The sequence below is a fragment of the Shewanella sp. A22 genome (assembly GCF_053850585.1).
In genome coordinates this window covers 17,939-43,318 of sequence record NZ_JBSQBN010000021.1, presented here as the reverse complement: position 1 = coordinate 43,318, position 25,380 = coordinate 17,939, and the positions used below count along the sequence as shown (strand labels likewise).

At 41.7% G+C, this 25,380-nt stretch carries 44 protein-coding genes and 1 tRNA gene; 28 read left to right on the top strand and 17 right to left on the bottom strand.

Annotated elements, in window-relative coordinates:
- Positions 1-592, top strand: a 592-nt coding sequence (locus tag ACWXWT_RS06055; protein WP_456040717.1) for a cation diffusion facilitator family transporter, incomplete at its 5' end; no start/stop codon positions are given.
- Positions 593-699: 107 nt separating this feature from the next.
- Positions 700-776, top strand: a tRNA-Trp gene (locus tag ACWXWT_RS06050).
- A 93-nt stretch (positions 777-869) separates the two neighbouring features.
- On the opposite strand, the gene ACWXWT_RS06045 is transcribed toward ACWXWT_RS06050, so the two are convergent.
- The 12 genes from ACWXWT_RS06045 to ACWXWT_RS05990 are packed head-to-tail and all read right to left on the bottom strand — an operon-like array spanning position 870 to position 5,021.
- Positions 870-1,886 carry a tyrosine-type recombinase/integrase gene (locus tag ACWXWT_RS06045; RefSeq protein WP_456040716.1) on the bottom strand — a complete coding sequence of 339 codons (1,017 nt, stop codon included), beginning with the start codon at positions 1,884-1,886 and terminating at the stop codon, positions 870-872.
- Positions 1,873-2,094, bottom strand: coding sequence for a DUF4224 domain-containing protein (locus ACWXWT_RS06040; RefSeq protein ID WP_456040715.1), 222 nt, complete (start codon positions 2,092-2,094; stop codon positions 1,873-1,875). Before ACWXWT_RS06040 ends, ACWXWT_RS06045 begins: the two co-directional genes overlap by 14 nt.
- Positions 2,078-2,386 carry a hypothetical protein gene (locus ACWXWT_RS06035; RefSeq protein ID WP_456040714.1) on the bottom strand — a complete coding sequence of 103 codons (309 nt, stop codon included), beginning with the start codon at positions 2,384-2,386 and terminating at the stop codon, positions 2,078-2,080. Before ACWXWT_RS06035 ends, ACWXWT_RS06040 begins: the two co-directional genes overlap by 17 nt.
- Positions 2,386-2,511, bottom strand: a complete 126-nt coding sequence (locus ACWXWT_RS06030; RefSeq protein WP_432362506.1) for a hypothetical protein — start codon at positions 2,509-2,511, stop codon at positions 2,386-2,388. Before ACWXWT_RS06030 ends, ACWXWT_RS06035 begins: the two co-directional genes overlap by 1 nt.
- Positions 2,508-3,077 (bottom strand): ASCH domain-containing protein, encoded by a 570-nt coding sequence (locus tag ACWXWT_RS06025; protein WP_456040713.1) that lies wholly within the window; start codon positions 3,075-3,077, stop codon positions 2,508-2,510. Before ACWXWT_RS06025 ends, ACWXWT_RS06030 begins: the two co-directional genes overlap by 4 nt.
- Positions 3,074-3,316 (bottom strand): hypothetical protein, encoded by a 243-nt coding sequence (locus ACWXWT_RS06020; RefSeq protein WP_456040712.1) that lies wholly within the window; start codon positions 3,314-3,316, stop codon positions 3,074-3,076. Before ACWXWT_RS06020 ends, ACWXWT_RS06025 begins: the two co-directional genes overlap by 4 nt.
- Positions 3,313-3,639 (bottom strand): hypothetical protein, encoded by a 327-nt coding sequence (locus ACWXWT_RS06015; RefSeq protein ID WP_456040711.1) that lies wholly within the window; start codon positions 3,637-3,639, stop codon positions 3,313-3,315. Before ACWXWT_RS06015 ends, ACWXWT_RS06020 begins: the two co-directional genes overlap by 4 nt.
- A gap of 12 nt (positions 3,640-3,651) precedes the next feature.
- On the bottom strand, positions 3,652-3,924 hold the full coding sequence (locus ACWXWT_RS06010) for a hypothetical protein (RefSeq protein ID WP_456040710.1): 273 nt from the start codon (positions 3,922-3,924) through the stop codon (positions 3,652-3,654).
- Entirely contained in the window at positions 3,921-4,184 is a 264-nt protein-coding gene (locus ACWXWT_RS06005) for a PapB/FocB family fimbrial expression transcriptional regulator (RefSeq protein WP_456040709.1), read from the bottom strand. Before ACWXWT_RS06005 ends, ACWXWT_RS06010 begins: the two co-directional genes overlap by 4 nt.
- A gap of 11 nt (positions 4,185-4,195) precedes the next feature.
- Positions 4,196-4,531 carry a hypothetical protein gene (locus ACWXWT_RS06000; RefSeq protein ID WP_456040708.1) on the bottom strand — a complete coding sequence of 112 codons (336 nt, stop codon included), beginning with the start codon at positions 4,529-4,531 and terminating at the stop codon, positions 4,196-4,198.
- A gap of 8 nt (positions 4,532-4,539) precedes the next feature.
- Positions 4,540-4,701, bottom strand: a complete 162-nt coding sequence (locus ACWXWT_RS05995; protein WP_456040707.1) for a hypothetical protein — start codon at positions 4,699-4,701, stop codon at positions 4,540-4,542.
- On the bottom strand, positions 4,698-5,021 hold the full coding sequence (locus ACWXWT_RS05990; protein WP_392342712.1) for a hypothetical protein: 324 nt from the start codon (positions 5,019-5,021) through the stop codon (positions 4,698-4,700). The genes ACWXWT_RS05995 and ACWXWT_RS05990 overlap by 4 nt, the downstream gene beginning before the upstream one ends.
- Positions 5,022-5,452: 431 nt before the next feature.
- On the opposite strand from ACWXWT_RS05990, the gene ACWXWT_RS05985 reads away from it, so the two are divergent.
- Positions 5,453-6,424, top strand: coding sequence for a zinc ribbon domain-containing protein (locus tag ACWXWT_RS05985; RefSeq protein WP_456040706.1), 972 nt, complete (start codon positions 5,453-5,455; stop codon positions 6,422-6,424).
- A gap of 56 nt (positions 6,425-6,480) precedes the next feature.
- Here ACWXWT_RS05985 and ACWXWT_RS05980 read toward each other — a convergent pair whose 3' ends face one another.
- Complete coding sequence (locus tag ACWXWT_RS05980; RefSeq protein WP_456040705.1) at positions 6,481-7,167, bottom strand: S24 family peptidase; 687 nt, start codon at positions 7,165-7,167, stop codon at positions 6,481-6,483.
- Positions 7,168-7,271: 104 nt separating this feature from the next.
- On the opposite strand from ACWXWT_RS05980, the gene ACWXWT_RS05975 reads away from it, so the two are divergent.
- The 4 genes from ACWXWT_RS05975 to ACWXWT_RS05960 all read left to right on the top strand — a co-directional run bounded on the left by ACWXWT_RS05975 (position 7,272) and on the right by ACWXWT_RS05960 (position 8,585).
- The gene (locus ACWXWT_RS05975; RefSeq protein ID WP_456040704.1) at positions 7,272-7,457 is read left to right on the top strand and encodes a Cro/CI family transcriptional regulator; all 186 of its coding nucleotides are present in this window, start codon (positions 7,272-7,274) and stop codon (positions 7,455-7,457) included.
- A 27-nt stretch (positions 7,458-7,484) separates the two neighbouring features.
- The gene (locus ACWXWT_RS05970) at positions 7,485-8,078 is read left to right on the top strand and encodes a toxin YdaT family protein (RefSeq protein WP_456040703.1); all 594 of its coding nucleotides are present in this window, start codon (positions 7,485-7,487) and stop codon (positions 8,076-8,078) included.
- A gap of 1 nt (position 8,079) precedes the next feature.
- The gene (locus ACWXWT_RS05965; RefSeq protein ID WP_456040702.1) at positions 8,080-8,283 is read left to right on the top strand and encodes a hypothetical protein; all 204 of its coding nucleotides are present in this window, start codon (positions 8,080-8,082) and stop codon (positions 8,281-8,283) included.
- 83 nt (positions 8,284-8,366) lie between these two features.
- Entirely contained in the window at positions 8,367-8,585 is a 219-nt protein-coding gene (locus ACWXWT_RS05960) for a hypothetical protein (protein WP_456040701.1), read from the top strand.
- Between the two features lie 150 nt (positions 8,586-8,735).
- Here ACWXWT_RS05960 and ACWXWT_RS05955 read toward each other — a convergent pair whose 3' ends face one another.
- On the bottom strand, positions 8,736-9,014 hold the full coding sequence (locus ACWXWT_RS05955; protein ID WP_456040700.1) for a hypothetical protein: 279 nt from the start codon (positions 9,012-9,014) through the stop codon (positions 8,736-8,738).
- A gap of 170 nt (positions 9,015-9,184) precedes the next feature.
- On the opposite strand from ACWXWT_RS05955, the gene ACWXWT_RS05950 reads away from it, so the two are divergent.
- The 7 genes from ACWXWT_RS05950 to ACWXWT_RS05920 all read left to right on the top strand — a co-directional run bounded on the left by ACWXWT_RS05950 (position 9,185) and on the right by ACWXWT_RS05920 (position 13,482).
- Positions 9,185-9,796 carry a hypothetical protein gene (locus ACWXWT_RS05950; protein WP_456040699.1) on the top strand — a complete coding sequence of 204 codons (612 nt, stop codon included), beginning with the start codon at positions 9,185-9,187 and terminating at the stop codon, positions 9,794-9,796.
- 161 nt (positions 9,797-9,957) lie between these two features.
- Entirely contained in the window at positions 9,958-10,716 is a 759-nt protein-coding gene (locus ACWXWT_RS05945) for a helix-turn-helix domain-containing protein (RefSeq protein ID WP_456040698.1), read from the top strand.
- Positions 10,713-11,378 carry a replication protein P gene (locus ACWXWT_RS05940; protein ID WP_456040697.1) on the top strand — a complete coding sequence of 222 codons (666 nt, stop codon included), beginning with the start codon at positions 10,713-10,715 and terminating at the stop codon, positions 11,376-11,378. The genes ACWXWT_RS05945 and ACWXWT_RS05940 overlap by 4 nt, the downstream gene beginning before the upstream one ends.
- Positions 11,371-11,592 (top strand): hypothetical protein, encoded by a 222-nt coding sequence (locus ACWXWT_RS05935; RefSeq protein ID WP_456040696.1) that lies wholly within the window; start codon positions 11,371-11,373, stop codon positions 11,590-11,592. Before ACWXWT_RS05940 ends, ACWXWT_RS05935 begins: the two co-directional genes overlap by 8 nt.
- Entirely contained in the window at positions 11,592-12,854 is a 1,263-nt protein-coding gene (locus ACWXWT_RS05930) for a tyrosine-type recombinase/integrase (protein ID WP_456040695.1), read from the top strand. The genes ACWXWT_RS05935 and ACWXWT_RS05930 overlap by 1 nt, the downstream gene beginning before the upstream one ends.
- Before the next feature lie 54 nt (positions 12,855-12,908).
- Complete coding sequence (locus ACWXWT_RS05925; protein WP_432362467.1) at positions 12,909-13,127, top strand: helix-turn-helix domain-containing protein; 219 nt, start codon at positions 12,909-12,911, stop codon at positions 13,125-13,127.
- Positions 13,114-13,482 carry a hypothetical protein gene (locus tag ACWXWT_RS05920; RefSeq protein WP_456040694.1) on the top strand — a complete coding sequence of 123 codons (369 nt, stop codon included), beginning with the start codon at positions 13,114-13,116 and terminating at the stop codon, positions 13,480-13,482. Before ACWXWT_RS05925 ends, ACWXWT_RS05920 begins: the two co-directional genes overlap by 14 nt.
- A 6-nt stretch (positions 13,483-13,488) precedes the next feature.
- Here the strand turns inward: ACWXWT_RS05920 and ACWXWT_RS05915 are convergent, their stop codons facing one another.
- Positions 13,489-14,748 carry a type II toxin-antitoxin system HipA family toxin gene (locus ACWXWT_RS05915; protein WP_456040693.1) on the bottom strand — a complete coding sequence of 420 codons (1,260 nt, stop codon included), beginning with the start codon at positions 14,746-14,748 and terminating at the stop codon, positions 13,489-13,491.
- Complete coding sequence (locus ACWXWT_RS05910) at positions 14,745-15,107, bottom strand: helix-turn-helix domain-containing protein (RefSeq protein ID WP_432367736.1); 363 nt, start codon at positions 15,105-15,107, stop codon at positions 14,745-14,747. Before ACWXWT_RS05910 ends, ACWXWT_RS05915 begins: the two co-directional genes overlap by 4 nt.
- 749 nt (positions 15,108-15,856) lie before the next feature.
- Here ACWXWT_RS05910 and ACWXWT_RS05905 point away from each other — a divergent pair.
- Both ACWXWT_RS05905 and ACWXWT_RS05900 read left to right on the top strand, forming a co-directional pair.
- Positions 15,857-16,219, top strand: a complete 363-nt coding sequence (locus ACWXWT_RS05905; RefSeq protein ID WP_432310190.1) for a nuclear transport factor 2 family protein — start codon at positions 15,857-15,859, stop codon at positions 16,217-16,219.
- A 341-nt stretch (positions 16,220-16,560) separates the two neighbouring features.
- Complete coding sequence (locus ACWXWT_RS05900) at positions 16,561-16,917, top strand: hypothetical protein (protein WP_456040692.1); 357 nt, start codon at positions 16,561-16,563, stop codon at positions 16,915-16,917.
- 151 nt (positions 16,918-17,068) lie between these two features.
- Here the strand turns inward: ACWXWT_RS05900 and ACWXWT_RS05895 are convergent, their stop codons facing one another.
- Complete coding sequence (locus ACWXWT_RS05895; protein WP_456040691.1) at positions 17,069-17,653, bottom strand: Rha family transcriptional regulator; 585 nt, start codon at positions 17,651-17,653, stop codon at positions 17,069-17,071.
- A gap of 668 nt (positions 17,654-18,321) precedes the next feature.
- On the opposite strand from ACWXWT_RS05895, the gene ACWXWT_RS05890 reads away from it, so the two are divergent.
- The 12 genes from ACWXWT_RS05890 to ACWXWT_RS05835 all read left to right on the top strand — a co-directional run bounded on the left by ACWXWT_RS05890 (position 18,322) and on the right by ACWXWT_RS05835 (position 25,373).
- Complete coding sequence (locus ACWXWT_RS05890) at positions 18,322-18,639, top strand: type II toxin-antitoxin system MqsR family toxin (protein WP_456040690.1); 318 nt, start codon at positions 18,322-18,324, stop codon at positions 18,637-18,639.
- A 16-nt stretch (positions 18,640-18,655) separates the two neighbouring features.
- Positions 18,656-19,189, top strand: a complete 534-nt coding sequence (locus ACWXWT_RS05885; RefSeq protein WP_456040689.1) for a type II toxin-antitoxin system MqsA family antitoxin — start codon at positions 18,656-18,658, stop codon at positions 19,187-19,189.
- Complete coding sequence (locus ACWXWT_RS05880; RefSeq protein ID WP_456040688.1) at positions 19,182-19,637, top strand: hypothetical protein; 456 nt, start codon at positions 19,182-19,184, stop codon at positions 19,635-19,637. The genes ACWXWT_RS05885 and ACWXWT_RS05880 overlap by 8 nt, the downstream gene beginning before the upstream one ends.
- Before the next feature lie 216 nt (positions 19,638-19,853).
- Positions 19,854-20,294 (top strand): hypothetical protein, encoded by a 441-nt coding sequence (locus ACWXWT_RS05875; RefSeq protein WP_456040687.1) that lies wholly within the window; start codon positions 19,854-19,856, stop codon positions 20,292-20,294.
- A gap of 268 nt (positions 20,295-20,562) precedes the next feature.
- On the top strand, positions 20,563-20,952 hold the full coding sequence (locus tag ACWXWT_RS05870) for a hypothetical protein (protein WP_456040686.1): 390 nt from the start codon (positions 20,563-20,565) through the stop codon (positions 20,950-20,952).
- 376 nt (positions 20,953-21,328) lie between these two features.
- Positions 21,329-21,796 carry a lysozyme gene (locus tag ACWXWT_RS05865; RefSeq protein ID WP_456040685.1) on the top strand — a complete coding sequence of 156 codons (468 nt, stop codon included), beginning with the start codon at positions 21,329-21,331 and terminating at the stop codon, positions 21,794-21,796.
- Positions 21,796-22,233 (top strand): hypothetical protein, encoded by a 438-nt coding sequence (locus ACWXWT_RS05860; RefSeq protein ID WP_456040719.1) that lies wholly within the window; start codon positions 21,796-21,798, stop codon positions 22,231-22,233. The genes ACWXWT_RS05865 and ACWXWT_RS05860 overlap by 1 nt, the downstream gene beginning before the upstream one ends.
- Positions 22,154-22,387 (top strand): Rz1-like lysis system protein LysC, encoded by a 234-nt coding sequence (gene lysC / locus ACWXWT_RS05855; protein WP_456040718.1) that lies wholly within the window; start codon positions 22,154-22,156, stop codon positions 22,385-22,387. Before ACWXWT_RS05860 ends, lysC begins: the two co-directional genes overlap by 80 nt.
- The gene (locus ACWXWT_RS05850; RefSeq protein WP_456040684.1) at positions 22,371-22,676 is read left to right on the top strand and encodes an HP1 family phage holin; all 306 of its coding nucleotides are present in this window, start codon (positions 22,371-22,373) and stop codon (positions 22,674-22,676) included. Before lysC ends, ACWXWT_RS05850 begins: the two co-directional genes overlap by 17 nt.
- Positions 22,677-22,679: 3 nt before the next feature.
- Entirely contained in the window at positions 22,680-23,213 is a 534-nt protein-coding gene (locus ACWXWT_RS05845) for a terminase small subunit (protein ID WP_456040683.1), read from the top strand.
- Positions 23,188-25,170: a phage terminase large subunit family protein gene (locus ACWXWT_RS05840; RefSeq protein WP_456040682.1), complete on the top strand. Its 1,983-nt coding sequence runs from the start codon at positions 23,188-23,190 to the stop codon at positions 25,168-25,170. The genes ACWXWT_RS05845 and ACWXWT_RS05840 overlap by 26 nt, the downstream gene beginning before the upstream one ends.
- Entirely contained in the window at positions 25,170-25,373 is a 204-nt protein-coding gene (locus ACWXWT_RS05835; protein WP_335688114.1) for a hypothetical protein, read from the top strand. The genes ACWXWT_RS05840 and ACWXWT_RS05835 overlap by 1 nt, the downstream gene beginning before the upstream one ends.
- Positions 25,374-25,380 lie beyond the last annotated feature (7 nt).

Below are 25,380 nucleotides of genomic sequence, written 5' to 3'. Positions count from 1 at the left end.
TGAGCATGAGCATGAGCATGAGCATGAGCATGAGCATGAGCATGAGCATGAGCATGAGCATGAGCATGAGCATGAGCATGAGCATGAGCATGAGCATGAGCATGAGCATGAGCATGAGCATGAGCATCACGCATCACATCATCACGATCATAATTTGAGAGCTGCATATTTTCATGTTCTCGCAGACGCTTTAACGTCTGTATTAGCCATTGTGGCTTTATTGTTTGGTAAATATATGGGGCTAAGCTTTTTAGACCCAGTAATGGGTATCGTAGGGGCGGTGATCATCACGCGATGGGCGTGGGGGTTAATGAAACAAACAAGCCCTATTTTGCTCGATAACTCGATAGCATTGTCTAAAAAATCGAAAATTCAACAATTTCTTGAACATGATGGTGTCATTGTGACTGATCTTCATATCTGGAAAGTCAGTGCTGAACACTATGCTGCTATTGTTTCTATTCTGGTCCACGATGACACTAATGCGATAACGGTAAAGCAACAACTTGAAAGTCAATTTCCACAACTTAGCCATGTGACTGTTGAAGTTATTCAATGTCCAGAGCTGGCATGCAACGCGGTAATTACTTGATAATTGATTTGGATGCTCGCACTTGTTTGAAAAAACTGCAGTTGAGACAATTATTAAAAAAAGTACTTTACCTTTGAGGGTGGTTTTAGCATAATGCCCTCGTCAACAGGGGTGTAGTTCCAATTGGTAGAACAGCGGTCTCCAAAACCGATGGTTGCGAGTTCGAGTCTTGCCACCCCTGCCAAATAAAACAACGGCTTGCATAGAAATATGTGGGCCGTTTTCAATTCTGTAGAATATAACGTAGAAAAAGAAATATTTACTACTGCATTTATATTCACTTCGCTTTACTTCCAATCGTCGGCGCTACACTCACTTTCCTGTCATATGTGTTCACTTGAGCCATTGTCTTATGACCTGAGAATTGTTGTTTTTCTGCTAGTGTCCCGTCAAAATCAGAGATCCCTTTTGCTTTAATATCATGAAACGTAAATGTGCGTTCAATGCTTGGGTATTCTTGTTCCATTTTTAACATTGCACGCTTCCACGCGCTGCGTAAACCTTCCTGTGTGAGTTTTCCGCCCTTGTTCTTGTTGATGACATAGATGCTTGCAACACCTTTGTGTAGCAACTTAGATTCATTAATAACTTCTGCCAGTCTTTTCGACCACGCTTTGATTTGTTTTTTGCCTGTTTTACCTTGCTGAATATAAATGCCTTCACCGGTAACTTGTGACCAAGTAAGCTGAACGACATCCCCTTGCCTTGCTGCACATAGATAGCTAATCTCACAGGCAATTCGTAGACGTGTTTCAGCACATGACAATAGGGCATTGTATTCGGTGTCGGTTATGTATCTATCACGAGCTTTAAGCTTAAACTTTTTAACCCCTTTTGCTGGATTGCTGTTACATAGGCCACGTTCATAACCCCAAGCAAACATTACGCTGGCAGCAGCCAGTTCGTGGTTTGCTTGTGTCTTGCTGGTTTTTCCGCGCAAGTCTATGTATTGGCGAATGTGAAAAGGTTCGACTTGCTCGGGCTTCATTTCGCCAAATACTTTACTGAACAATTCAAGCTCACGGGTGCGGTCGCGTTGAGTGCGGGGGGCAAGGTCAATAAAGTTTTGACTACCTAGATAGTCAATTACTAAACGATTAACTGTGTACTCTAAGCTGGTTTCTGCCACTTCACGTTCGTATGCTTGCCATACTTCCGCCTTAGTGGCGGTTATTTTACACAGCACCTTGGTTGAGTTACGTCGTTTGATAACGTAACTCACTGCAACACCGGATCGTTTATGAAGATAAACAGAAGGGGGCATCCATGCATCTTCTGGTTTACGCGTGCGCATTGGTTAGCACTCCAAAGTTAGGTTGGGCAGGTTTGCGATTGATTAACATGCTGCCGTGAGGGTTGTTTACAAACTCCCATGTTACTGAGGGTCTACCATCATTTCGAACAAAGTGGTTAATACCTTGCGTTTTTAACCATTTTACTTGCGCAGCAGGTTGGGTTAAGCCGCTTAGTTGCTCAAGTTCATCTTTAGTCAGTAATGACATGACCTGATCTCCTTTTGTGAATTAATGATATCGCAATGGTTGATGCCCGACACTCGCGCAGTTCTTGCATGTCGTATGCGCTCAGTGCACTGTTAGCCGCCTTTTGACGTAATGTCCTTGCTGCTTTAGATGTTGCTTCTTTCCGGTTTCTGGCTATGCCGTTCTCTCGTAAGTACTTTTTTACGTTGTATGGACTTAGGCCAAGCTTGGCAGCCACCTGATCACCGCTCATGTACTGGTTAATGTAATAATGTTCAATTAGGTCTGATTGACTTTTTATTGCTGCACTCATTACTTACCTTCCTTAGCTAGCTTTTCTGCTAGTGTTTTCATGAACTGTTGGCATGAGCCGACCTGATCACGCGGAAGGGCATACCATTGTTTTAATGCTTCTTTAATTACGTCTGACTTTTTCATGCTGCACCATCCGTTGTGCTTAAAACCTTAAATTCAATAACCCATACCCACTCATCAGGCTTACACTCGCCATAAATAGATTGCCAAACATGCTTAAATTGTGGAAAGTTTTCAAATCCTTCTGCTAATACATCCGCTTTATTTTTTCTTAGTGAGTTCATTTGCTCAACTCGAATATCTGTTACTTCTAGTAGAATGCGACTAGCCCATTTAGGCATGTGTATTGATGGTATAAAACCTCGATAATCTTCAGTGCGATAACTAAAATCTTCATCACCGGTACCAACACTTAAACCGCCGCAGACATAATGTAAATCTGGCCATTTTTCCATAGTCATCGTTTCCCTAACCCAAAGCCGATCACCAACATTACCTAGTGAACATTCATTGATGATTTGAGATTTTGCGTTAGGCCATACCCAGAACTCGTCTTTCGATCCCTTCTTGCGAACACCATTGAATATCCCGTGCTCTATGGTCTTAAAAGGTCGTCTAGTCTGTGTTTTACGACCATCAAGAATGGCCCGTACCATTTCGGTATTAAAAATTATTGGACGCTGTTTCATGCTGCTTGCCCCTGTATGCGTAGTTTTGAATCGGCAGTGCTGGCAAATAGCTCGGCATCGGCTTGGGTAAAGTCGCTAACTTCAATGGCGTTGAAGGTTTTACACATTCCCCAGCCGTTGTAGTTGTTTGGCTTATAGGTCACTTCAACTTGTTGCTGTTCATGCATAAGGGTGAAAAATGGCTGTGATAACGTGACAACACCTTGCTTGGTACTGAACGTTTTGGTTACCTTATTCATGCTGCACCGCCAATTAATTCTTCAATATCTATTTGGGTACCCATAACCTGGGCGTTACTGTTTGTTACTAGTATTTTGTAAGCGCGTTGGTCATGAGCGCTTAATCTGATTTTGTGGTACTTGTAAGAATGAATGATTGTTCTTGCTATGCCTTTAGCAAAATTAACTAACCCATTACCGAGTGATTGCCAGTAAAGACAGTCAAGCGCCCCTAGTGCTATCGCTGTTTTTATCGGGTCGCCCATTTTTAATGCACAAATTAGGTCAATTTTTTGATTGCGATAGTGTCCTAAAAGATGATTAAACGCTGCATTAGTTTTCATTTATGCTATTCCTTAACAGTTATCGTATATGCCATAGTTAATACAGATTTGATGCATTTCAGGTATAGCGGTATAAGTCCATACATCCCCGCAATCTCTATTAAACTGCCTGATATACTTTTGGCCTGGTTTAATTTTGAAGCTGTTCTTTTTAGCTTTGGCGATAGTTCTTAACTCTGAAAACGTAAACTTGAAATAACCATAACTATTCATTACCCATTCGCTAGCCATGCAATCATGTTGCTTTCTGGCTACTGGCATTGTTTCGCTGACGACTTCCATCATGCCACCTTGCTTGGTTTGAATTTGGCCCAGTCGATTTCTTTGATTTGTTCGACCGTGAATGCCACTTCCTCTAATCGTGCGATTGCCCGTGACAGATTGCTTTTTTTAACGTTGCTTCGAATCGCTGCAATCGTATCTTGGTGACCAATGACAAAGTGGTCATTTAACGCGGCCACTATATCGGGCGATTCTATGTTGGTGAGTTGCAATAGCAGCTGCAGGCGTTCAGCGCTTTCACCGCCTTGGATTAGGTATTTCATGCTAAGTCCTCTCAACCTATGTAAGTTGCCCATTCCAAAACTTCTTTTTTGGTTTTAGGGTTGATACTTCCTGTTGGTTTTCGGTATCGAATTTCTATATCTCGACACTTTTCTTGTGCTTTTGTTAACTCTGAATACTGTTTAGCTAAGCTTGGAGTCGATAAGCTGTGACTTAGTTTTTGTACTTTCATTTTGGAAAACAGTTCATCACGGGTTTTAGCTAGCTTTTGTTGGTATTCATCAATAGTTAGTTCTCGTCTATTTGGATAAGTACCAGTGAACCTGCTGCACTTTTTATCAGCTGCTTTTTTAACTAATGTTTCACTCACTCCGAATACAAAAAACATAGAACCCCCTACAAAACTTCTTTGACCGTTGAACTTTGTTGTAACTGCTGTTTAGTTCGTTCCCAGCCTTTAATTAAGCGCTTAAGGCATTGTGCTTCGTGGGGCCAAGTGCGGATCATGTCTTTGCACTTGGCTATTTCACGATCGCAGTATTCGTTTGCGGCACTCATACATTCGCCCTCAGTTGGAACACTTTGCCGCTTTGATGTAATGGGGTATTGCGCCAAATTGTGATGCGGCCAGTGTGGTGGTTGTAACGCATGGCGAGGTTGTCACCGAGTTCACCGGCTTGATTTTCAAACTGGCTACTGAACAGTTGGCTTGGGTTGCTGTGCATTAATTGGCGTTCAAGTTTTGCTACACGCAATGCAACACGTTCACAGTCCATAGGGTCTTGTTTAGTGGTGAGCAGACAGGCAAAACGGATACTGACCAGGTGGAAATGTTCAGCACGTTGTTTGTCTGTTGTTGGGGTGTTTGTCAGTATCATTTTGCCGTCCTTAATTGTTGGGTACGGCTAAATGTTAAGATAACTATACTTTTTAGTCAAGGGTGTTGGTAAAGATTTCTAAACTTATTGTTTTCATCTGATTTGGCTGATGGTTACACAGGTTAATGATTGAACTAAGGCTGGGGTCTGAGTTTTTAGTGGGCTATTTTGAAATCATAAATTTAACTTAATTAATCTTTTATCAATTGATTGATTTTTGTATTTAAATAATAAGTTCCATCTGTAATCCATTTTTGATCATTGTTACGAAGGTTAGTTTTATCGGGTAAATTCTTTTCTATGAGGGCGGGTAAAAAACTGATATGTTTTATTAAATACAGTTAGTTAACTATGCGTGTTTGTACATTTCTAATGATGCAAAGGAACATGCGCACTAATTAAAAATTAACAAAACCAAAGGAAGGGTCATTATGTTGGTATGTGATAAATGTAGTGCAGGGATAAATCATGGAGCAAAATTCTGCCCGCAGTGTGGTGACCCTGTTACTGAAGCAGATCGTGTTTCTGTCCCTGTTACTGGTTCACAAGTAGCAAATGTTGAAATTATGTTCGGTAAAAGTTCATCTGCAAATTTCGGTAAAGCACTAGAAATATGTAAGAAAATTCCGTCTTATTCTACGACAGGAGAAGGTAAGCAATCTCAATATAAGATTGCTTTACCAATTACAGAAGTGGACTTGATTATTAATTTATTTGAGTTGGTAGGCAGCTGGAAATCGTCTCAAATGCTCATTAATGGCCATACAGCAACCAAGAAGGATTTAACTTATTTTGGTGTTGGTTGCTACAGGAATAGACAAAAAGCATACAAACCAGAGCAGTTCTGTTTTGGTGACAAAGAATATGAAGCTAATATTTGGGGTTGTAAGAAATTAAACATGCCCGTTAATGAATGGGGTGGCGGTTGGCTTGATTACGGTGAGTTCGATCAATCAGGAGTTTGGCATTTCGACAAAGATAGAATCAGGCATGATCTAGAGCTCACATTGAAAGAAAATGAATTGTGCCCTGTTCTTAATAGAAAACGAGTTCTTGAAACCCTTGAAAACCTTCCAAATAGTATCAACCCTAAAAAAGATAAAAATTGGCAATATCGAACAAGCTATGAAGAAGTAAACGGCGACTATAAAGAAATAGCTGTTGGGATAAAACCTGTTATCAAAAGAATCAACAGTTACGTAATTGGTGGGTTCAAACCAAGCTGGGAAATGGAAGAGTCAGGACGAAAGGCTAGCAATGATCATATAATCACAGTTGATTTTCAACTTGAGAATGAATCCCCTAGAAAAAAAATAGTGTCAAAATCAAAGAAAAAAAGTAGCCCATCGGCAATATGGTGGATTATTGGTGTGATTGTTGTTTTATATATCTTTTTTAAATAAATAACGTGTACTCGGGTACGAAAATTGTCGCTTCGGCATCCGTTGATTTGATGTTGTTATATTAAAACTGAATACCAAAACACTTTGCCAATGATTTTGATTTGTTTGATGACTTCACCTTCGTAGCGTTCATCTGGCCATTCGTCGATGTTATAGCTGCGAAGACGTAAACCACCACCTGGTAACTTGTATAAAGTTTTTACCCGCAACATACCATCTTGATTTATGGCGTACATTTTACCGTCGATCACATCAGTTTGTGATGTGTCTACACCAACAGTTGATCCGTTGGGTAATACTGGTTCCATGCTATTGCCACTAACACGAACACAAGCTGCATTGGTTGGATCAACACTTGATTTACGCAATGTTGATTTTGCAAAGCGTAATTTAGGACCATTGTAATGAGGTGCTTCAATGATGCCATGTCCTGCAGCGAGTTCTACTTCCATGTAAAAAGGTATCTCTACTTCATCGTCATTTAGCGGGGTGTTGCTATCCCATGTTTCCATTGGACCCGCCCATTCGGCATTGCTTATTGGTTTTGATTCTTTACCAAAAAGAAGCCAATCTGTAGTGCATTTTAGGTGTTTGGCTAAATTATAAAGGTTTTCACCTTTAGGCGAGGTAGCCGCAGACTCCCATTGTGAAATAGTTGCTTTTGTTACGCCTATCATCTTGGCAAGCTCTGGCTGCGTTAACCTTACGAGCTTCCTGCGTTCTCTAATTCGTTCATTCATCATAGTTTAGACATCTTAACTAATATTTAGTTAAGAATCTGTTCCTTTTTGTTGACTTGTTGGTATAGTTTTCTTAACCTTGTGTTTAGTGAATATTTGGAGTTGTTATGAAAACAAAAGACGCAATTTTGTATTTTGGTTCTAAGAGTCAGTTGGCAAAAAACTTAGGACTGACGAAAAGCGCCGTTTCACAGTGGCCTGATGATGTGCCTGAGTTACGCGCTTATCAGATTGAACGATTAACCGAAGGTGCTTTAAAGGCTGATATTCCGCAGCCTGAGCAAGCAGTTTAATTTTAGTTGTAAGCAGGGAGAAAAAGCATGAAACAAGTATCACGTTTAGATTTATTGATGAAAGCCATTAATGCCTGGCTTGAATTACCTAAGGTCAGTCGTTCGGCGTTGGCCACTGCGGTAGTGCAGGCGGTTGATGACTTAAAGCTGGCGACGGTATTGGCTAAAGAGGGCATTGCGTTTACCTACTCGGATGATATTTACAACGATGCGCGAGTGAATGCGCAAAAGCTTTTCCGTTGGCTTGGGCAGTACGCTGACCAAAACGCGGTACCTGAGCGCTTGTTTTATGCTGAACAGGCAATATTGGCTGCTATGCCAGTTGAGTTACGCATTGGATATTTAAACGATGTTTACAGCATGGTTGGCGTGACGGTTGTTGTTGACCATGTGAGTGATGGTATGTCGTTAAGCACTGCGGATATGGCTGCGACGCTAACTAAAGAAAATTGTGATGCGCAGGTAGCAGTAATTCGCTTGGGTATAAATCCAACCCGTTTTGAGGTTGAAAAAGCTTACCGTGAGCTGCGCGAGTCTCGTGGTGTTACTCAAGGTGCAATGGATGCGTTTGAACGCCATTACCCATATTTAACCAATAAATCACTTAAGTCGGCTGGTTAGTATGGCAGATAACGTTGATGAAGCTAATCAATTAGCTGAACTGCATTTAACCAGTGTGTTGACCAAGGCGAAAACGATTTTACCACCATTAACGGGGCGTTGCTTTTATTGCGAGTCACCGACGGTTGAACGCTTTTGTGATGCAGATTGTCGTGATGATTATGAACGCTTACAGCGCAGTGTGCAGATGCGTAAACGAGGTTGATATGGGGTCATTTATTTTAGTTTGGCTTGTTTTGGCTGTGATATTAACTATTGGGTTTTGTTTGATGTTTAAGGGGGCAGGTGATGACTCAGTTAAGTGATAACAGTTTGATTGAAAAGAAAGAGAAGTGGGTTATTGAAAAAACGGGCGAAAAATATCATTTCACCCGATGGTTGGGAGATCAGGTTCACGAAAGTTATGCACCAGTCTCACAAGAAGTTGCGGGTATCTATGCGGCAGCTATTGTCCAAGGTTTTCAACCACCACATTGTTTGAACTATCTCGATAAACTTGTTGGTTAAAGGATCTTCTTATGACTCAGCTAAATAACAGTATTGCGCTACTTGAAAGGGATTTGAGTGATTTAGATCCGTTGGTGCAAAGTGATATTCGGATAAAAATGTATGAAGCGGCCTGTTTAAAGTCACAGGCCGAGGCTACGGATTGTGAGTCTACACGCGTGCTGCTTTTGGCAAAGTCCAACCTTGCATTTCTTGCGTCAGTAAGAATCGAAGATCTTGCTCGGTCATCGCTCGAACATCGCTTGGCTTCCAACAAAATTTTAAGCAGATATAAAGGTGTACAGCTTCTATACCTTGAAGTCCTTTATATTTTTCGCGTTCGGCCAGTTCGTCACCAAATACGTCTAGTGAATAGGCTTGTGCGCCAAGCTCTGTATGAAACCTTTTGCTTTGTTCGTAGTTTTCTTTGGGTCTGTGGGCGTTAGTCATGGCAACTCCTTTGCTATTTGTGTGTTTTGGAAATAAGAAACCCCGCTTAAGTTTGGCGACCGAACGGGGTTAATACCTAAAGAGAGGCAATATTATGTTACTCAAGCATTTGTTTTTGGTCAAATATCGACCGTTATACCGTTGCTTTAGAGCATGTAAGGAGAAATTCCATGTTTGATTCTGAATGTTTAATTTGTTGTTTAGAGGGCGGTAAAGCTTGTTCGGTGCATGGCCAAGTTGCAAGTAGTGATGATGTGCAGATTTCACCAGAGTTTGCTGATTTTTTGCGGAAGCAGGAAGAAGCGGCCGATCCAAAGGTTGCATTGTTGGTTGCTCAGGCTGACGCATTGATGAAGAAAGCCGCGGCCTTGGTTAAAGATGCTTCACCTATGTGTGAAATCGATTTTAGACGTAATAGATCAACTTTGTATGGGTTTAGTAACTTAGATAATTTTAGCCGTTCACAGGTTGGCCGAATGATTGAGTTGTTAAAGCGTGAACCAGAATTGCTTGAGGTTAAAGCCGACCGTTTGGAGGCTATTGCGGAAAAGATTGTGAGTAAAGTGCTGTTAGGTGATGACCGTAAGTTGTTGTTACCACAAGTGAGCGTGGATTGGTTTATGGGTTATTTGCTGATGCAAGAAAAGCGCGCCGAGCGTTCGATTGAGATAACAAGAATAGACCCAGTTAATCAGGCCAAACATATCAAGCGGCGCGATATTTATTACCAGTTACGCACTAATTTGGCGCGGGATATTTATGTTGAAAACAGAAATGAATGATCAAGTCTTTTGTATGTGTGTTTTGGAAATAAGAAACCCCGCTTAAGTTTGGCGACCTGAGCACGGGGTTAATACCTAAAGAGAGGCAATATTATGTTACGCAAGCATTTGTGTTTCGTCAATTTAGCTGTTGCTAGATTGATTGCGTGGGAGTGCCCAGCATGAGTATGGAATTGATGGTTAAAGCCATGAAAACGAAAGTGGGTAATCCACTGCGTAAATTAGTGTTATTGAAATTAGCAGATAACGCGAACGACCAGGGCGAGTGCTGGCCAAGTTATAGTTACATTGCTGAGCAGTGTGAAATTAGCCGCCGTAGCGTTATGGACCATGTTAAAAAACTTGAAGCCGCGGGGTTATTACGCCGTGAATATCGCAAGGGTGTTAAGGGTAATTCGTCTAACGTATTTCATCTAAATTTTGATGAAAAAAGTGGTTTAGGTGGTGAATCTGCTGCACTAGGTAGTGAATCTGTCGCACTACCCCCTAGTGAATCTGCTGCACTAGGTGGTGAATCTGCTGCACTACCCCCTAGTGAATCTCCTGCACCCAGAATCAGTCACTCTTTTGAACCAGTCAATGAACCTTTAAAAGATTTACCCACCACTTCAAAAAAATCAGTTTTAGATTTTTCTCTATGGCCTGATTTGCCAAGCGAGCAAGTTTTTAAAGATTGGTTAGCCATTCGCAAACAGAAAAAAGCCAAGTTAACCCAAACAGCGGTTAATCGCCTGGCTCCGCATTTAATTAAAGCGGTTGCTGCGGGTTGTTCGGTTGATGACGTTTTTGCGTTATGCGCTTCACGTTGCTGGATTGGGTTTGAGTTCGATTGGTTAGTTAACGCTGGCTTGATTGCTAAACAGGCGATTAAGGCCGATTGGAGTAATTCAGTTTTTGACCCAGAGGACCCTTTGATATGAAGTCTATTCAAACATTGGTTAATACCGGTTCAATTGTTGGCGCTATGCAGGGTAACGGCTCAAGCCGTCAGTTGTCTGAAATGGATGTGGCGATTGTCGATAGTGTGTTTGCAAAGTTGCGAGTGTTGTTTCCGGTTGGTGCGCCTAAGGATGATGTTGAGTCGTTGCACAAAGCCGAGTGGGTTAAAACGCTTGCAGCTCAAGGTGTGAGAACCACCGAGCAGGTGCAAATGGGGTTGAACAGGGCAAGACGTGAGCAAGGTGATCGTCAGTTTTGGCCAACACCACGCCAGTTTGCGTTGTGGTGTCAGCCAACGGCTTATGATTATGGTTTGCCTGATTTAGATTCGGCATATCAAGAGGCTAAGCGCCATTATCATAATTTAGAACGGCATAAATGGAGCCATGATGTGGTTGGCTTGGCTGTACGTCAATGTGGTACCTGGTTGTTTGCTACCGGCATTGAAAAAGACGTATTAACCATGTTTACCCGCCAGTACGAGATTTTATGTCGTAAATACGGCAATGGTGAGTTGGTTGATGTTGAGTTGCCAAAAGCGTTACCGACTCGTGCTACCCGCAGGATTGAACCTGCTGAGGGTAAAGCGTTGGTGGCAAAGTTTAGGCGTCAACTTGGTTTAAGGAGTGCTAACGATGAGTAATCAATCTTTGACTCAAAAAGAGCGTTTGCTGCGAGTGTTAAGCGGTGGCCGTTTTCTCACCTTGTATGAAATCCAACAACAGTGTTTTGACCAGTTTTGTGTGCACGATAGCGAAACCGCGTTAAGTGCCCGTTGGCGAGAGTTGCCCAATTCGGTTAAGCAAAAGCGCCGCCGTGAAAAGTGCACCGCTTGGGAATATAGGTTGGTGGCCTGATGATGGCAAAGGCGGCATCTGGTGTTGAGGTTGGCAAGTTAAACGATGCGGCATTAAGGCGTTGGTTACGTGCTGGGGTGAGTCGTGATTATCGTGATCCGCAGTTTCCTGAAATTCGTTTACGTGCTGCAGCTGGCCGAACGCGGGCGAGTGTTCATTTGGTATTGAATGAAAACGGTAAGACAGTTTGGCAAAAGGTGGGCACTTGGCCAAGCATGTGTATTAAAACCTTATGTGCTGATTTACCGGTGATGTTGGCTAAACGCAATGTGGGCGGCATGGTGACAGGCCAGTTTGATTCGGTCGGCAGTTTGCTTGAGTGGTACCAGGAACATATTGCCAATAACACCACTTACAGCAAAAGTTGGCGCAGCAATATTAAGTCGATGATCAAGTGTCATCTGTTGCCTCGTTTGGCCGATGTTCGATTGCATGAAGTCAGTTTTATTGCGGTTGACGGCATTTTGGTTAAACCGATGTTGGTTGACGGGTTTGCGCCTAAGTACATTCGTGAAGTGGTGAATAAGCTTAAGGCGGTGTTTGCTGCGGCTTCAAAGCTTCGTTTGATTAACGCTAATCCGTTAGCCGGTTATCGAGTGACGTATTCAATCAAAGTGAATGATGCCATGGATACGCGCTTGTTTGAGTCAGATTTGGCCGAGTTGTTTACTCGTTTAGGTGCCGTGGTAATGCCGGTGCAAATGTTGTTTGTGTTGATGATGATGTTTGGTACTCGCATTAACGAAACTCGTTTGGCTCGGTGGGAGCATTTTACAGGTGATTATTGGGTTATTCCGGCCAGTAATGCCAAGAACAAAGAAGAACATCGTATACCGATGACCGATTCTGCTAAGGCACTCATTCAGCATTATAAATGTTGGCAGCTTAAGCATGTTGGCAAACGCGCTTACTTATTCCCAGGCAATGTTGGTGCTATTTCCATTCGTTGTGCTCATGATTGGCACACTCAAATCCGCTTTAAACATTTCACTAGTCATGATTTACGTCGATTGTTCAGGACCATTGTTGCTGACTTAGGTGTCGATACCATGATTGGTGAACGTTTGCTTAATCATGCCTTGCCTGTGTTGCTGCGTAAGTACGTTAAATCGACCTTAGATAAGGGCATGAGTTTAGCGTTAGAGCAATATCATCAATATTTAATTTATCGTGGGTTTTCTTCTGTTGCGCCCGAGATATTGCCTAGATCGTCTGTAGAAGTTGAGAACGGTCAAACCCTTACTGCCAGTGGGTGGCTGTGATGATCGCTGCATCATTATTAGTAGAATATGCAATTAGAGGTTTTTGGGGGCGAAATGGCATTACGCGGGTTTGAATTTTTGAAAACAGGCAGGAATATTCGCGGACTAACCCAGACCGAAGTGGCCGAGATTTATGGGGTAAGTGAACGGACTTATCAGCGTTGGGAACGGGGTGATGTGAGAGTGCCATTTGATGATGTTTCGGCAATATGCGCCCAGGTGTTTAAGTTAGGGATTGATGACATAAGGGCAATGATTGATGGTGAAGATTAATGTGCAGCAGCTGCAGCATCAACAAGTGACGCTGAACATGAAAGCGTTGCGTCATGGGTTAACACGCTGGGGTAACTATTGGGCCCATCAAGAATATGGTCAAGGGTTCGCAAGTCGAAGCCAGTGCGACAAGTTAGGCGAAGTAATTGTTTACGGCAGTTCGGCAGTGGTTGAGATAACACCCCCGCGTGAGATTAGACAGTTTGATGTGATGATTGAGCGGTTAACACCACAATGTATACGGGCCATTAGGGCCCACTATATCTGCAAAGGGCAGTGGACCTTAATGGGATTCGATAGTAAGAAGTCATATGTGTATTGGTTGAGAAGGGCAGAGATAGGGTTAGTGGAGTGAGATACGTTAGTTTGGTATCTTGAAATCGCCATGCAAATTATTCCAATGGTTTCGTAAAATTTCTTTATGCTTATCATTCATCGGCAGCTTGTCTAGGGCTTGTGGCCATTGAACACGTGCTATATTTATAGCATCAAGTAGATGAACTTTTATTGCGGGCCAAGGTATCCCCACTCTCTTAGCCCATAATTGAAAAGATTCCAAATTGATTTCGTACCATTGCTTTTGTTTATTCATATTAAGTGCGACGCCGTTCTCTCCTTCTACATAAGGTAAAGTCGTTACAATGTCATATGCGGGTGATAACACTGCATTTACTGTGTCAGGGTAGATGACACTCCAGTTTTTTAAGTGTGCATCACCATTGGCGAGCATAATGTTTGCCAGTAAACGTCTTGCCATTTGTTGAGTATCTTTAAGACCGTTCATACTGTGTTCGTATAGTGCTTTTGCTATCTGCTCATAGTTGAATCTTTGGTATTTATCATGGGCATACACTTCAAATATTTGGGCAAAGTCTTCCGTATGAACACGGCCAGCGTCACTACGGTCAAATCGCTTAATTGCATATGCAGTAGGTTCATCGGGTAGTTGAATGTCAGGTAAATTATCTAAAGAACTAATTGGTATGAGTTCTATTTCTGGAATATTAACGCCAATCAATTCAGCTAACTTCATTGCTGTGTACTCATTTTCAGGAACGTTTCGGTGCACAGTGGATGGTGTTTTTATTATCCAACTATCAGCCCCAATATCAGCACCTATGTTATATCTACCATCATTTCTGATAGTTGAAAACTTCATTTGTACTCCCGCTAGCGAGAACTTTTGACCTGTGTGCTTTATGTCAATTGCAATTGCTTCTGTTTGTTCTCTCGGACTTAATGCCCATAGAGGAATATCATTTTTTTTGATTGGCGATACAACTAAGCCGCCAGGGAGGTTATTAGCGGCCCAAGCCAGAAGTGGGAACTCATTATTTTCATGCACTTTAAGACTGGATGACATCCATTGACGTAAAGCCCCTTCTGGTAACAAATTTGATAATACTGGACTGAGTCTGTGTGTTCTGACTTGAACCTGTTTTAAATAATCGGGTGAGAGAAGTTGGGTTAGAGTTAATGTTGGTCGAGTTTTACTAGGTAAGGCAAGATATTCTGGGGCGAATTTCATTATATTTTTACCACCAGAATAATGAGTTAAAATGGCAACCATTTGATTATTAATGCTTAGTGAGAGTGCTTCAACGGATTCAATTTGATTCATTTGTCATTCTCTTTATCCTCAAGCGAAGACAATATGTTTTCCCAAGAGCTAATAGGTTCATTTTTTATATTATTTGAATGTGTAATTTCAAATTCGGCCTTTGGTGGTGACTGCTCTAATTTATCTTGTGAAATTAGTTCCGTTACTTCTTCTATGTGTTCTTTGGGGATTAACATTAATTCTAGATTTAAGCCTTCTAAGACCCGAAATAGAGTGGATAGGCGAGCATCATTTCCGTTTTCAATACGTTGATATTGTTGTTGAGACATACCAATACTTAAAAGCATATCTTTCTGACTCAGATTGAGTTTGGATCTGTATTGTTTAAGTTGTTGAGATAAATCGCTTAAATGTTTCATAGTACTTACCAACTATTATAGAAATGATTTATTAATGTCTTATTATCAACATGATATTGGTTGTTCGTACATCAATATACAACACTTTAGTTGTATATCTAGTGAATTACAACTAATAAGTTGTAGTGGTGGTGCATTACAACTGATAAGTTGTAATGCTGAGGTGAATACAACTAATGAGTTGTAATGTAGTGAGGGAACAACTTATTAGTTGTAATAAAGATGTGGTTAAAGGTGTTTCTGTAGTCAAGATTCTTACTGTGGTGAATAATTTAATGGGTCCTTCTGGCTCGGTGCACTGCGGGGGAGGACAAGCGCAGTGCTTCACTACATATGAAAAATTTAGGGGGTTGCGTTGTTGTTTTATCAACCCTATCAAAACCAATCAGTATCAAGGTAGCAAGGCCATATTTAAGTAATTGAATATGTTTAGTTATATCCCTTTAAGAGTGTCTTTAAAGATCGCATAGCTTTTGCTCCCCTCAAACACCAACTTTTGATCACCTTCGATCTTTTTATTTTTTCAGATGAAATGTTACAGCTGCGGATATTCTCAGGTTGGATTATAGCGGCTCAAAATTATTGGTAATCTAAGTGAACGTTATAACCCACGATTATTTTTACATTTGAGTTTAAGAGTCATTAAATTGCTTTACTTCAAAGACATAGAAAATGTAGGATGATATTAATCAATAATTTAAGCGGGCGGCTTTATAGGTCGAGCCGTTGAATAAGCTGTTAAGGTCTCTATGGATATCGCATCACAGATAGTAGAGTTAGAAAAATCACTATTTAGAAGTGATGTCCGAAGTTCTGTTTCTGAGCTTAAAAGTCGGCTAGCTACAGAGTTTAGGGAAATTACATCTGCAGGTGTTGTTGTAAATCTACAAGACGTACTGGAGAGATTGCCAAAAGAGAACGGATGGGAAGCTAAAGGTCAAGATTTTGAGTTTAGCTTTATTGGAGTTGATGTTTGCTTGTTGACTTATAAGTCCTTTCACAGGTCGTCGAGTTCATGTAAGGGCAAATATTCCCGTCGAAGTAGCATTTGGAAAAAATATGGTGATTGTTGGAAAATGGTATTTCACCAAGGCACAAGCATCGCGGTGTAAAATAGAAAACCTTAACAAGGCCAAGCAGGTAAAGCCGCTGCGCGGAACCAAAGGCTGACTCAATCGAGTGTATTAATCTTATTGAATCAGTTAGACTTAAAAAAGATGTGATGGAACACAATAATGACAAGGGAATTTCAATGAAACACTTACAAATCAAGCCTCATAATCAATTCAAAATTGATCTACAGCCGAGAGCCGGCATCAAAAAAAGCAAATTCCTTTAGCATAAAGCGTCCTCATTAACCTGGACTCGGCATCGGCCAAGTCCAACAAGCGGTTTGTGCCATGCAAACAGCGCAATGCATAAATACTAAAACGTTATGTTTCAGGAGTATTAAATGAGTGTAGAAGTAAATTCAATTGAAGAACTTAAATCAGCAATGAATTCTGGAGAAAATGAAATCATTAGCTATGAAAGCAACGTAGTCATGAAATTAAAAGCGGTGAAATTGGCTAAATCATGGGGGCCTGTTGCCGTAGCAGGAATAATAATGGCAATTCCATTGGTTATAACTACTGGCCCTTTAGGTGCAGGATTGGTTGCGGCAGCAGCTCCAACCGCAGGAGTTGCAACATCAACAATTGTTGCATTAGTTATCGCTATTGGTGGAGTTATCGCAATCAACCTGTTTACTGATTGGGATTATGTTGAACTTCCTGGTGGAATAAAAATGAAGCGAAAGTCTAAAAATTAATAAAGAATAGAAAGCTACAAAATAAGGAAAGGCCGCGCGAAGCCGCGTTCTTATTCCAAGTGTTGAACAAGCCCGAACACCCACGCTAATTACCTACAAACAAAAATGGCTACTTGATGTAGCCATTTTTATGGGCGTTTAGCGGTGGTTTTTAGCGTAAACGGGCTTGTTTTTCTGCCAATCTTGCTAGTGTCGCAATTTGTTGGTTTGCGGCTTCACTGATTTCTAGCAATTGCTCAAGAGATAAAAAGCGGGGTTCGCGCATGTACTGCACTAATTTATCGCGGCTGGTGACAAACTGGTCATCATGTATCGGTTGCGAGCTCACTATTTTGCCGCCTTCCCATGTAAACATCATGCGCTGACGCTCAAACGGATGTTGAGTGCGGATAAGTCGCTTTTGGGCTTCGTTGAAGGCATTAATGAAGTTGATCTTGAGTTCGGCAGCTTTGGCACCGGTAAAGCCCATCACTAAAAACATAAAACCGTCTTTGGTCAGGTGGTAACACTTTAAATCACGCTGACTGGTGCCAACCTGTTGATTTTGCACGTTGACGCAAAAATGCGTTGACGTAAATTCACTTGGGGCATCGACTAGAATACTGTCAATTTTACGCAAAACATCACAGTGTTTTTTGCCAAAGTAGTCGGCAACGATCAGTGAATTGGTAATGGTTTGTTGGCCGTTAATAAAGACCAATTGCGCAGGGTAGTTTTTAGACTGTTGTAAGTTCATGGGTGACACTCCTTGATATCGAGAGTAATCATCACCAAACGGTTCGAATCATTGGGTGATGAGCTGAATGAGGTTCGAACTACCGCATCAAGGAAGCGGCCAGCCAAATGGCTGCCTCACCCAGCCCACCATAGTAGTGGTGCGCAGAGTCACGCAATAAAAAACCAGCTCTAAAGGCTGGCGACAATTGCGCCTTGAATTAAGCGGGGTTCGAATCCCGGCATTGGATTTTGCCAATGCCCAATTAGTATCGCTCCACTTAGGCGCATTTGTCAATTTGTTATCGCTTAACTGAGTTATCGATAACCCTTCAGCCATTTTATAAAGCTAACATTGTGTCATCGAGAACCTTTGATCACACTGCTATTTGCTGCCTAAAACAAAGCGTATGCGTTTGAGTGACTTAGCAAGAAATGGGGTAATAATAAGCGACTATTTAGATTTCCGCTTTCGGCTAGACTAAAGAGTGATTGATTAGAGATATTTAAGCTGATAAGTTACTAAACTTATTGATAATTAGTATATTTTGGACGCTGTTTTTTGGTTGGCATTCTGTGAATTTTTATCGGATTCACGCTAATACGCTGTTAGGCATTAAATGGTATTCCAATCTCGTGCAATTATGTTATTATCCGTTAAACTAACCATTATGGTTATATGGAGAGTGTGTGGCTGAATACGATTTAGAACAGGTAAAAGCGGCAGCTCAAAGTCTAGATATTGAATATAGAGGCAGAAAAGTTAGTAGAGATATAGCTAACTTAGGATATGACATCAATGACGTATCCTCTTGCCTATATCAACTCAGATCAAGTGATTTTCGTAAGACTCACTCTTATGGTAATCAACCACCTGATGATGAGTATATCTGTCGCTATAAGAAAGACCCTGAAGAGGATGATTATGATGAATTATATGTCAAATTTTGTCTTGTTGATGGGTATCTAGTTATTGATTTAGCTTCTTTTCATTTACCTCAGTATTAACTTGAGGAGAGTTTATATGACCAATTGCAAAATATGTAAATCAGAAAGTATTAGACAATTAGATGATATGGAAAGTATTTCCTATAAAGGAGCCGCACTATCTATCTCAATGGAATATTCTGTATGTAATGAATGCGAAAGAGAATTCGTTTCGAAACAACAGATATTAAATAATGATTCTCGTGTTAGAGATGCGAAGAAAAGTGTAGATGGACTTTTAACTTCTACAGAAATTTATCATGCTCGTACTTCAATGGAATTAACTCAAGAACAAGCCTCTCTTGTTTTCGGAGGAGGTAAAAATGCGTTTTCAAAATACGAACGAGCTGAAGTTTCTCAAAGTGTAGCGATGGATAAGTTAATACGCATTTGCTTAACACATCCGGCTGTATTACATGAACTTTTAATTGGCGCAGGAATTAAAAGAGAATCGACCAAAGTAACTTATGAAAACAATGTAATACCGTATCGAAAAATTAAGGCAGCTAATCAATCTCAGTTTAAAACTGTAAGATCAATCGAATTAACAAAGGATGTATCTTATGGATAAAGAATTAATTGGTGAAGCAATTAAGTCATTAGAGTTAATTGATATTCACCTATATTCAACTTCGATCTCACGTTTCGAAGAGATAAGTTCTGATAATTACCCTGAAAAAATGGGACAACAAAACAAAATATCGATTAAAGCTGAATTCCTAAAAAGGGAAGATGACTCTGATGGCTCTAGGCTAATTCATGCTAAGGTTGAGTTTGGCTTAAGGTTTATAGAAGAGAACGAAGAAAGTGAAATTAAAACTCTCGCTGAGATTGAAGCATGTTTTATTGTTAAGTACCACCAAACACAGGAAATTTCAGAAGAGGCTATAAATGAATTCATGCAATTTAATGTTGTCCATAATGCTTGGCCATTTTGGAGAGAGCATGCATTTAGATCAGCAGCACAAGCGAAGTTACCCACTCCAATGATTTCCTTATTTAAGCCTGCTTCAGAGTAAAATGCTTAGCAAGGCGCTGAGGCTGTAGAATTACTTTTTTTAAGAAAATCGGCGTATTTTTAGGGTTCAAAATGCATTGCCTAGTGTCTTAAAAGCTCTTAGGCTTGATTTAAGGAGCCCGTTTTTTAATTAAATTTGGCTGTGAGAGTTATTCTACAGTCTCGTTATGTGTCTCAATAGTCTTGTACTTCAAAAATAAATGGAGCGTTATTAATAATGTCAAACATATTGCCGTTTAAGAAAAAAGTACAATCGCCTAAGGTACCTAATAGCCCTCGTATTTCAATGGATGGTTGCAATTTTGAAGAAAATGGAATTGGAATGCTATTAGGTGATGGTGTAGATGTTGAAATGAAAGATACAACATTTAAAAGAAATGGCGTTGGGATCGTCGCAGGCGATTTAGATGAACAATTTTTGCATATATTAAAATCAGCAACAGCGCCTGAACGGTTTAAGTTTGCGCAAGAACTTGGAGATATTTCAAAAGTTCAAGAACCAAGTGAGAGAACTGAACTTATACTTAAGTCTACGCTTGGACAAAAGTTAACAAATATAGCCAGCGTAGCAACTGTAAGTACGTGGTTATCAAATATAATACAGGGTGCATCGACAATTGAACTTGATCAGTTAATCCTAACAATTATGGGTGGTTAGCCACATAACAAGAACTTAAAGAGGGTCAAAATAAAGTTGGCTGTTTTGTTCACTCCGTTCACCTATTTTAGCCAACTCCACTTTGCCCCTTAAGTGTGCGTTGAGGCTGTAGCATTTGTCATTTTTATGAAAAACAGCCTGTTTTATGGGTTCCAAATGCATTACCTAGAGTCTTAAAAACGATTAGGATTGATTTCAGGGACTCATTTTATAATTGAATTTAGCTGTTAGAGTTATTCTACAGTCTCGTTATGTGCTTAGAGGAAACATGAAAATACTAGTATTATTTGCAGTGTTATTTTCTGCTGGGGTTTTTGCATTAGAAGACTATAAATGTTTAATAAACAATGCTGTCACTGTCGATTCTAATGGTAATTTAAAAGAAATTGGTGATAAGTCCATAATAGATAAAATGTTTACAGTAAATCGGCTCTCGGGTGACATGGCAGGTCCCATCAAGAATAATTATTTAACAACCCCGAATGTGCTTGATTATGGGTCTACTGAAAATTCATTTAAGGCTGTCACCCTCATGAAAAACGATATAACTACAAATGTATACGTTTTAACAATCGAAGAATTTGCAGAAACCCCTAAAAAGCCATTTGTATTTCTAAGTAACTCTGACGTTTTTTATGGCACTTGTGAACATTTTTAGTACGTGTATACAAGTGCCATAAAAAACTCTGCCAGTTCACGCCTATTACGCGGGCATTAATCTCCTCACTATCCTATTGCCGCATTCTTAAATGCAATAACTCACTAAACCGATAACTTTTAAATCAAATTTCAAAATTATCGGTTTTACATATCACACAAAGCCAATTCGACCAACGCCATATGTGGCGTAAAACACGCCATATATGGCGTGTTTTCACCCCTGAAAACAGCTACAGTTTATATAAGCTTGATACCACTGCGTAACTGGCTTTGCTTCCTCGCTTGTTCCTTTATGCGTTCTCTCTCGTTAGACCTTCGCCGTTGGGCTCCTGTATTGGAGCCCTTTTTTTTTGCTCATATTTACCAGGTGCAGCATGAATATTAAAACAAGGCTTATGGCGCTAGGTTTTACTGGTGCCATTCTTACTGGCGGTGTGTTAGTTGCTACGGGTGAAGGTGAAGTATTACGCACTTATGTTGACCCTGCCGGTATTGAAACGGCCTGCTTTGGCCAAACTGGCCATAACATAAAGCTTGGCATGGTGTTCACTCACCAGCAGTGCCTAGACATGCTGGCTAGCAGCCTTAAAAGCTTTGACCGTGAATTGGTGAAACTCACCCCGCCATTAAGCGAGGGTGAACACATTGCTTACCTGAGTTTTATTTACAACATTGGGGCCGAGGCTTTTGGGGCTTCTACGCTGCGTAAAAAGTTGTGGGCAGGTGACCGAGTTGGCGCATGTAATGAGTTGCCGAGGTGGGTTTATGCCAAAGGTAAAAAGTTACCCGGTTTAATAAAACGCCGCTCAAATGAGCGGCGTTATTGTTTGAGGGACTTGTAATGTTTAATGATTTTAAAACCACAGTGCTGTTATGTGCAGTGCTAGTAATGGCGACGGTGATTGCCGTTGGGGCGTTAAGCATTACCTCACTCAAAGCTAAAAACGGCACATTAAGCCATGACTTGTTGCAATCGCAAGTTAGCGTGGATGCGTTATTGAGCAGCAACGACAATAAAGATGAACGGATTAACACGCTTGAACGTGATTACCGCATTATCATCGAGCTAAACACCTCGCACCGCAAGCAAGTAGCCGATCTCCAATCGACATTAGACCACAAACTAGTACGAGCTAATCAGCTAAGGACATCAAACCATGAGCCAACTAAAACTTGGGCTAATACTGATTTGCCTAGTGATGCTGTGCAGCTGCTCAAGCAAACCGATTGTCAAAGTGGTGACACAGACCAAAACGGTTTATGTGTTACCGCCCCCTGATTGGCTTGAGCTTTGTGATAGCCCACGTTTTATCGGGTTCTCAAATCTGGATTTACTGAATCATTCCCTTACTCAAACCAATGCGCTAGCAACTTGTAATGCAAACATGCTGCGCCTACAACAATGGCGGCAGCAATATGAGCATAACGACTGACCTTAGTGCAAAACTCACATCGTTATTGTCTTACATTGCTTCGTTTTTTACCGCAGCTGGCAGTTATGTGAACGATATGGATATTGGGGTGTTAGTCGGCGTGTTGTGTGCTGTGTTTACCGCGTTTATTAACTGGTTTTATAAAGACCGCCAGCGCCAGCGTGCGACATTAAAAAGTGAGCGTGAAGCCAGAATACAAGCGCTGCAAGAGCAGGTGTTGCTTAAACAATTGCAGCATATTGAACAAGAACGATGTAGCCATGTGTTAGACGATATTCACAAGGACTAGCTAATGGCACGTATTCAAACACCCGACGCCGAGCCAGTGCTACTGAACAAAACCGACCTGTGCAAAAGTTTGGGCATTAGTACCCAAGCGTTCGATAAATGGGACGTGCCTGTACACAGCAAAAAAGGCCGTGAGTGCTTGTACACCATGAGCGACGTGGTGGGTAACCGAGTGGCTAATGAGCGTAAGAAACATGTAAGCAATCCAGCGCCCGAAGATAACGACAAGCCCAATATCGAGTTTGAGCGTTGGCGCTTAATCAAAGCGCAAGCCTACGGCCAAGAGCTTAAAAACGAAAAAGACGGCAAAGAAGTGGTCGAGGTGACGTTTTGCTCGTTTGTGCTTAGCCGAATAGCCGCGCAAATATCGCCGGTGCTGGACCAAATACACATTCGTGTAAAACGTAAATTCCCCGACATGCCAGAACGCACCATAGATGCTATTCGCGCCGAAGTGATTAAAAGCCAAAACACCGCCGCTGAACTGGCCAACGGCATTGAGGATTTATTAGATGAATATATCAGAAGCACAGATTAAGAATTTGAAAGCTGCTGTCGCTGCTGGCCTTAAATCGTTTTATCGTCCACCAATGTTGACCTGTAGTGAATACGCCGACACGCATTTTTATATGTCGTCTGAATCGTCGTACACCGAAGGTAAATGGGAAAGCTTACCGTTTCAAATCGGCATATTGAATGCCATGGGTAACGACCAAATCACCACGCTGAACATTATGAAGTCAGCGCGTGTGGGTTACACCAAAATGCTGATGGCCAATGCGGGTTACAAGATAGAACACAAAAAACGTAACGTGTTGATATACCAGCCGCGTGACGGTGCCGCCAAAACGTTTATGAAAAAGCACGTTGAAACGGCCATACGTGACATGCCGATTTGGAAAGCCCTAGCGCCGTGGATTGGCCGCAAACACAAAGACAGTACCTTAGAAGATAAAATTTTTACCAACGGTAAAACCTTAATGGTGCGTGGTGGTACCGCCGCGGCTAACTACCGTGAAATATCAACCGATGACGTTATTTACGATGAGTTAGCCGGTTTTGATGAGTCAATCGAACACGAAGGTAATGCGACATCGTTAGGTGATACCCGTGTTGAACTGTCGTTGTTTCCGAAATCGATACGGGGTTCAACGCCTAAAGTATTAGGTACCTGCCAAATTGAAAAGGCCTGTAGCGAAAGCCAGTACCAATTTAGATTCAACTTGCCTTGCCCCCATTGCGACGAGCTGCAGCATTTAAAGTGGGGCGGTAAAACTGAACCCTTTGGTATTAAGTGGCAAGGTAGCGAGCCAAAAACAGCCTATTACGTTTGCGAGCACTGCGGTTGCTGCATTGAAAACAATCAGCTGCACGACATGGAAGAACACCCAAGCGCGTTATGGATATGCGACAAAACGGGTGTTTACACCACAGACTTTATTTCGTTTTTTGATAAAGACGGCGACGACTTTTTAACACCCGAAAATATCTCGATTTATATTTGGTCGGCTTATAACACGCTTAACAGTTGGGCCAAGTTAGTTACCGAGTTTTATAAAGCTAAAGGCGACAAAGAAAAGCTACAAACCTTTGTTAATACCAAATTGGGCCAGCCGTGGGACAACGACAACGGCGAACGCATTGAGTGGGAAGACTTAGGCCGCAGGCGTGAAATGTACCCCAACGGTAAAATGCCCGATTGGGTTGTGTATGTCACGGCGGGTGTTGATACCCAAGACGACCGCTACGAAGGCCGTGTTTGGGGCTGGGGTGCAGGTAAAGAGTGCGCCTTAATCGATAGGTTTATTTTGTATGGCGACCCAGCCAGCCAAGTGCTACTTGATAAAGTCGCGCTGCGCTTAAACCAAAGTTACCCGCGTAACGACGGCATTGTGTTGAGCATTGGCACAACGTGTTGGGATTCGGGCGGCCATTACTCAGATACCGTTTACTCAATGAGTAAAAAGCTGGGTTTGTTCCGCGTGGTACCCATTAAAGGCGCCAATATGTACGGCAAGCCGATTGCCAATTTTCCGCGTAAGCGAAGTAACAAAGGTGTGTATTTAACCGAGGTGGGTACCGACAACGCCAAAGAGTTGATCATGGCCATGATGCGCACTCAACCCAGTGTTGATACGCGTACACCAGGTGCAATTCATTTGCCACTGAACGACAGCATTTGTGATGACACCGAACTGCAACAGTTAACGTCTGAACGAAAATTGCCGACACGCCGCGACGGTCGCATTGTTTACCGCTGGGAAGCAGGCGGCAGACGTAACGAAGCGCTCGACTGTTTTGTGTATGCCTTGGCTGCGCTGTATATCGCCATTGATCGCTTTGGCATTAATCTCGACTCGCTCAGTAAAGTGATAACAACCGACACTCAAAACGAAGTATCAACCGATGAATCCCCCAAACCTAAAAAACCGAAAAAGAGCCAAGCCAATAACTGGCTAAATGGTGGTTCGGTTAAATCAGGAGGCTGGCTGTAATGTCAAAGCAAACTGCTACAGACATGGTCGCACTGTATATCGAAGCCGAAAAAGATGTACTGGCGGGTAAGTCCGTCAGCATCAACGGCAAGATGATGAGTACAGAAGACCTGGAACAAATTCGTAAAGGCCGCATGGAATGGCAGCGCACCTTAAGCATGTACACCCGCCCACGGGGTACCACACTCGCCCGATTTAACTAGGAATCAA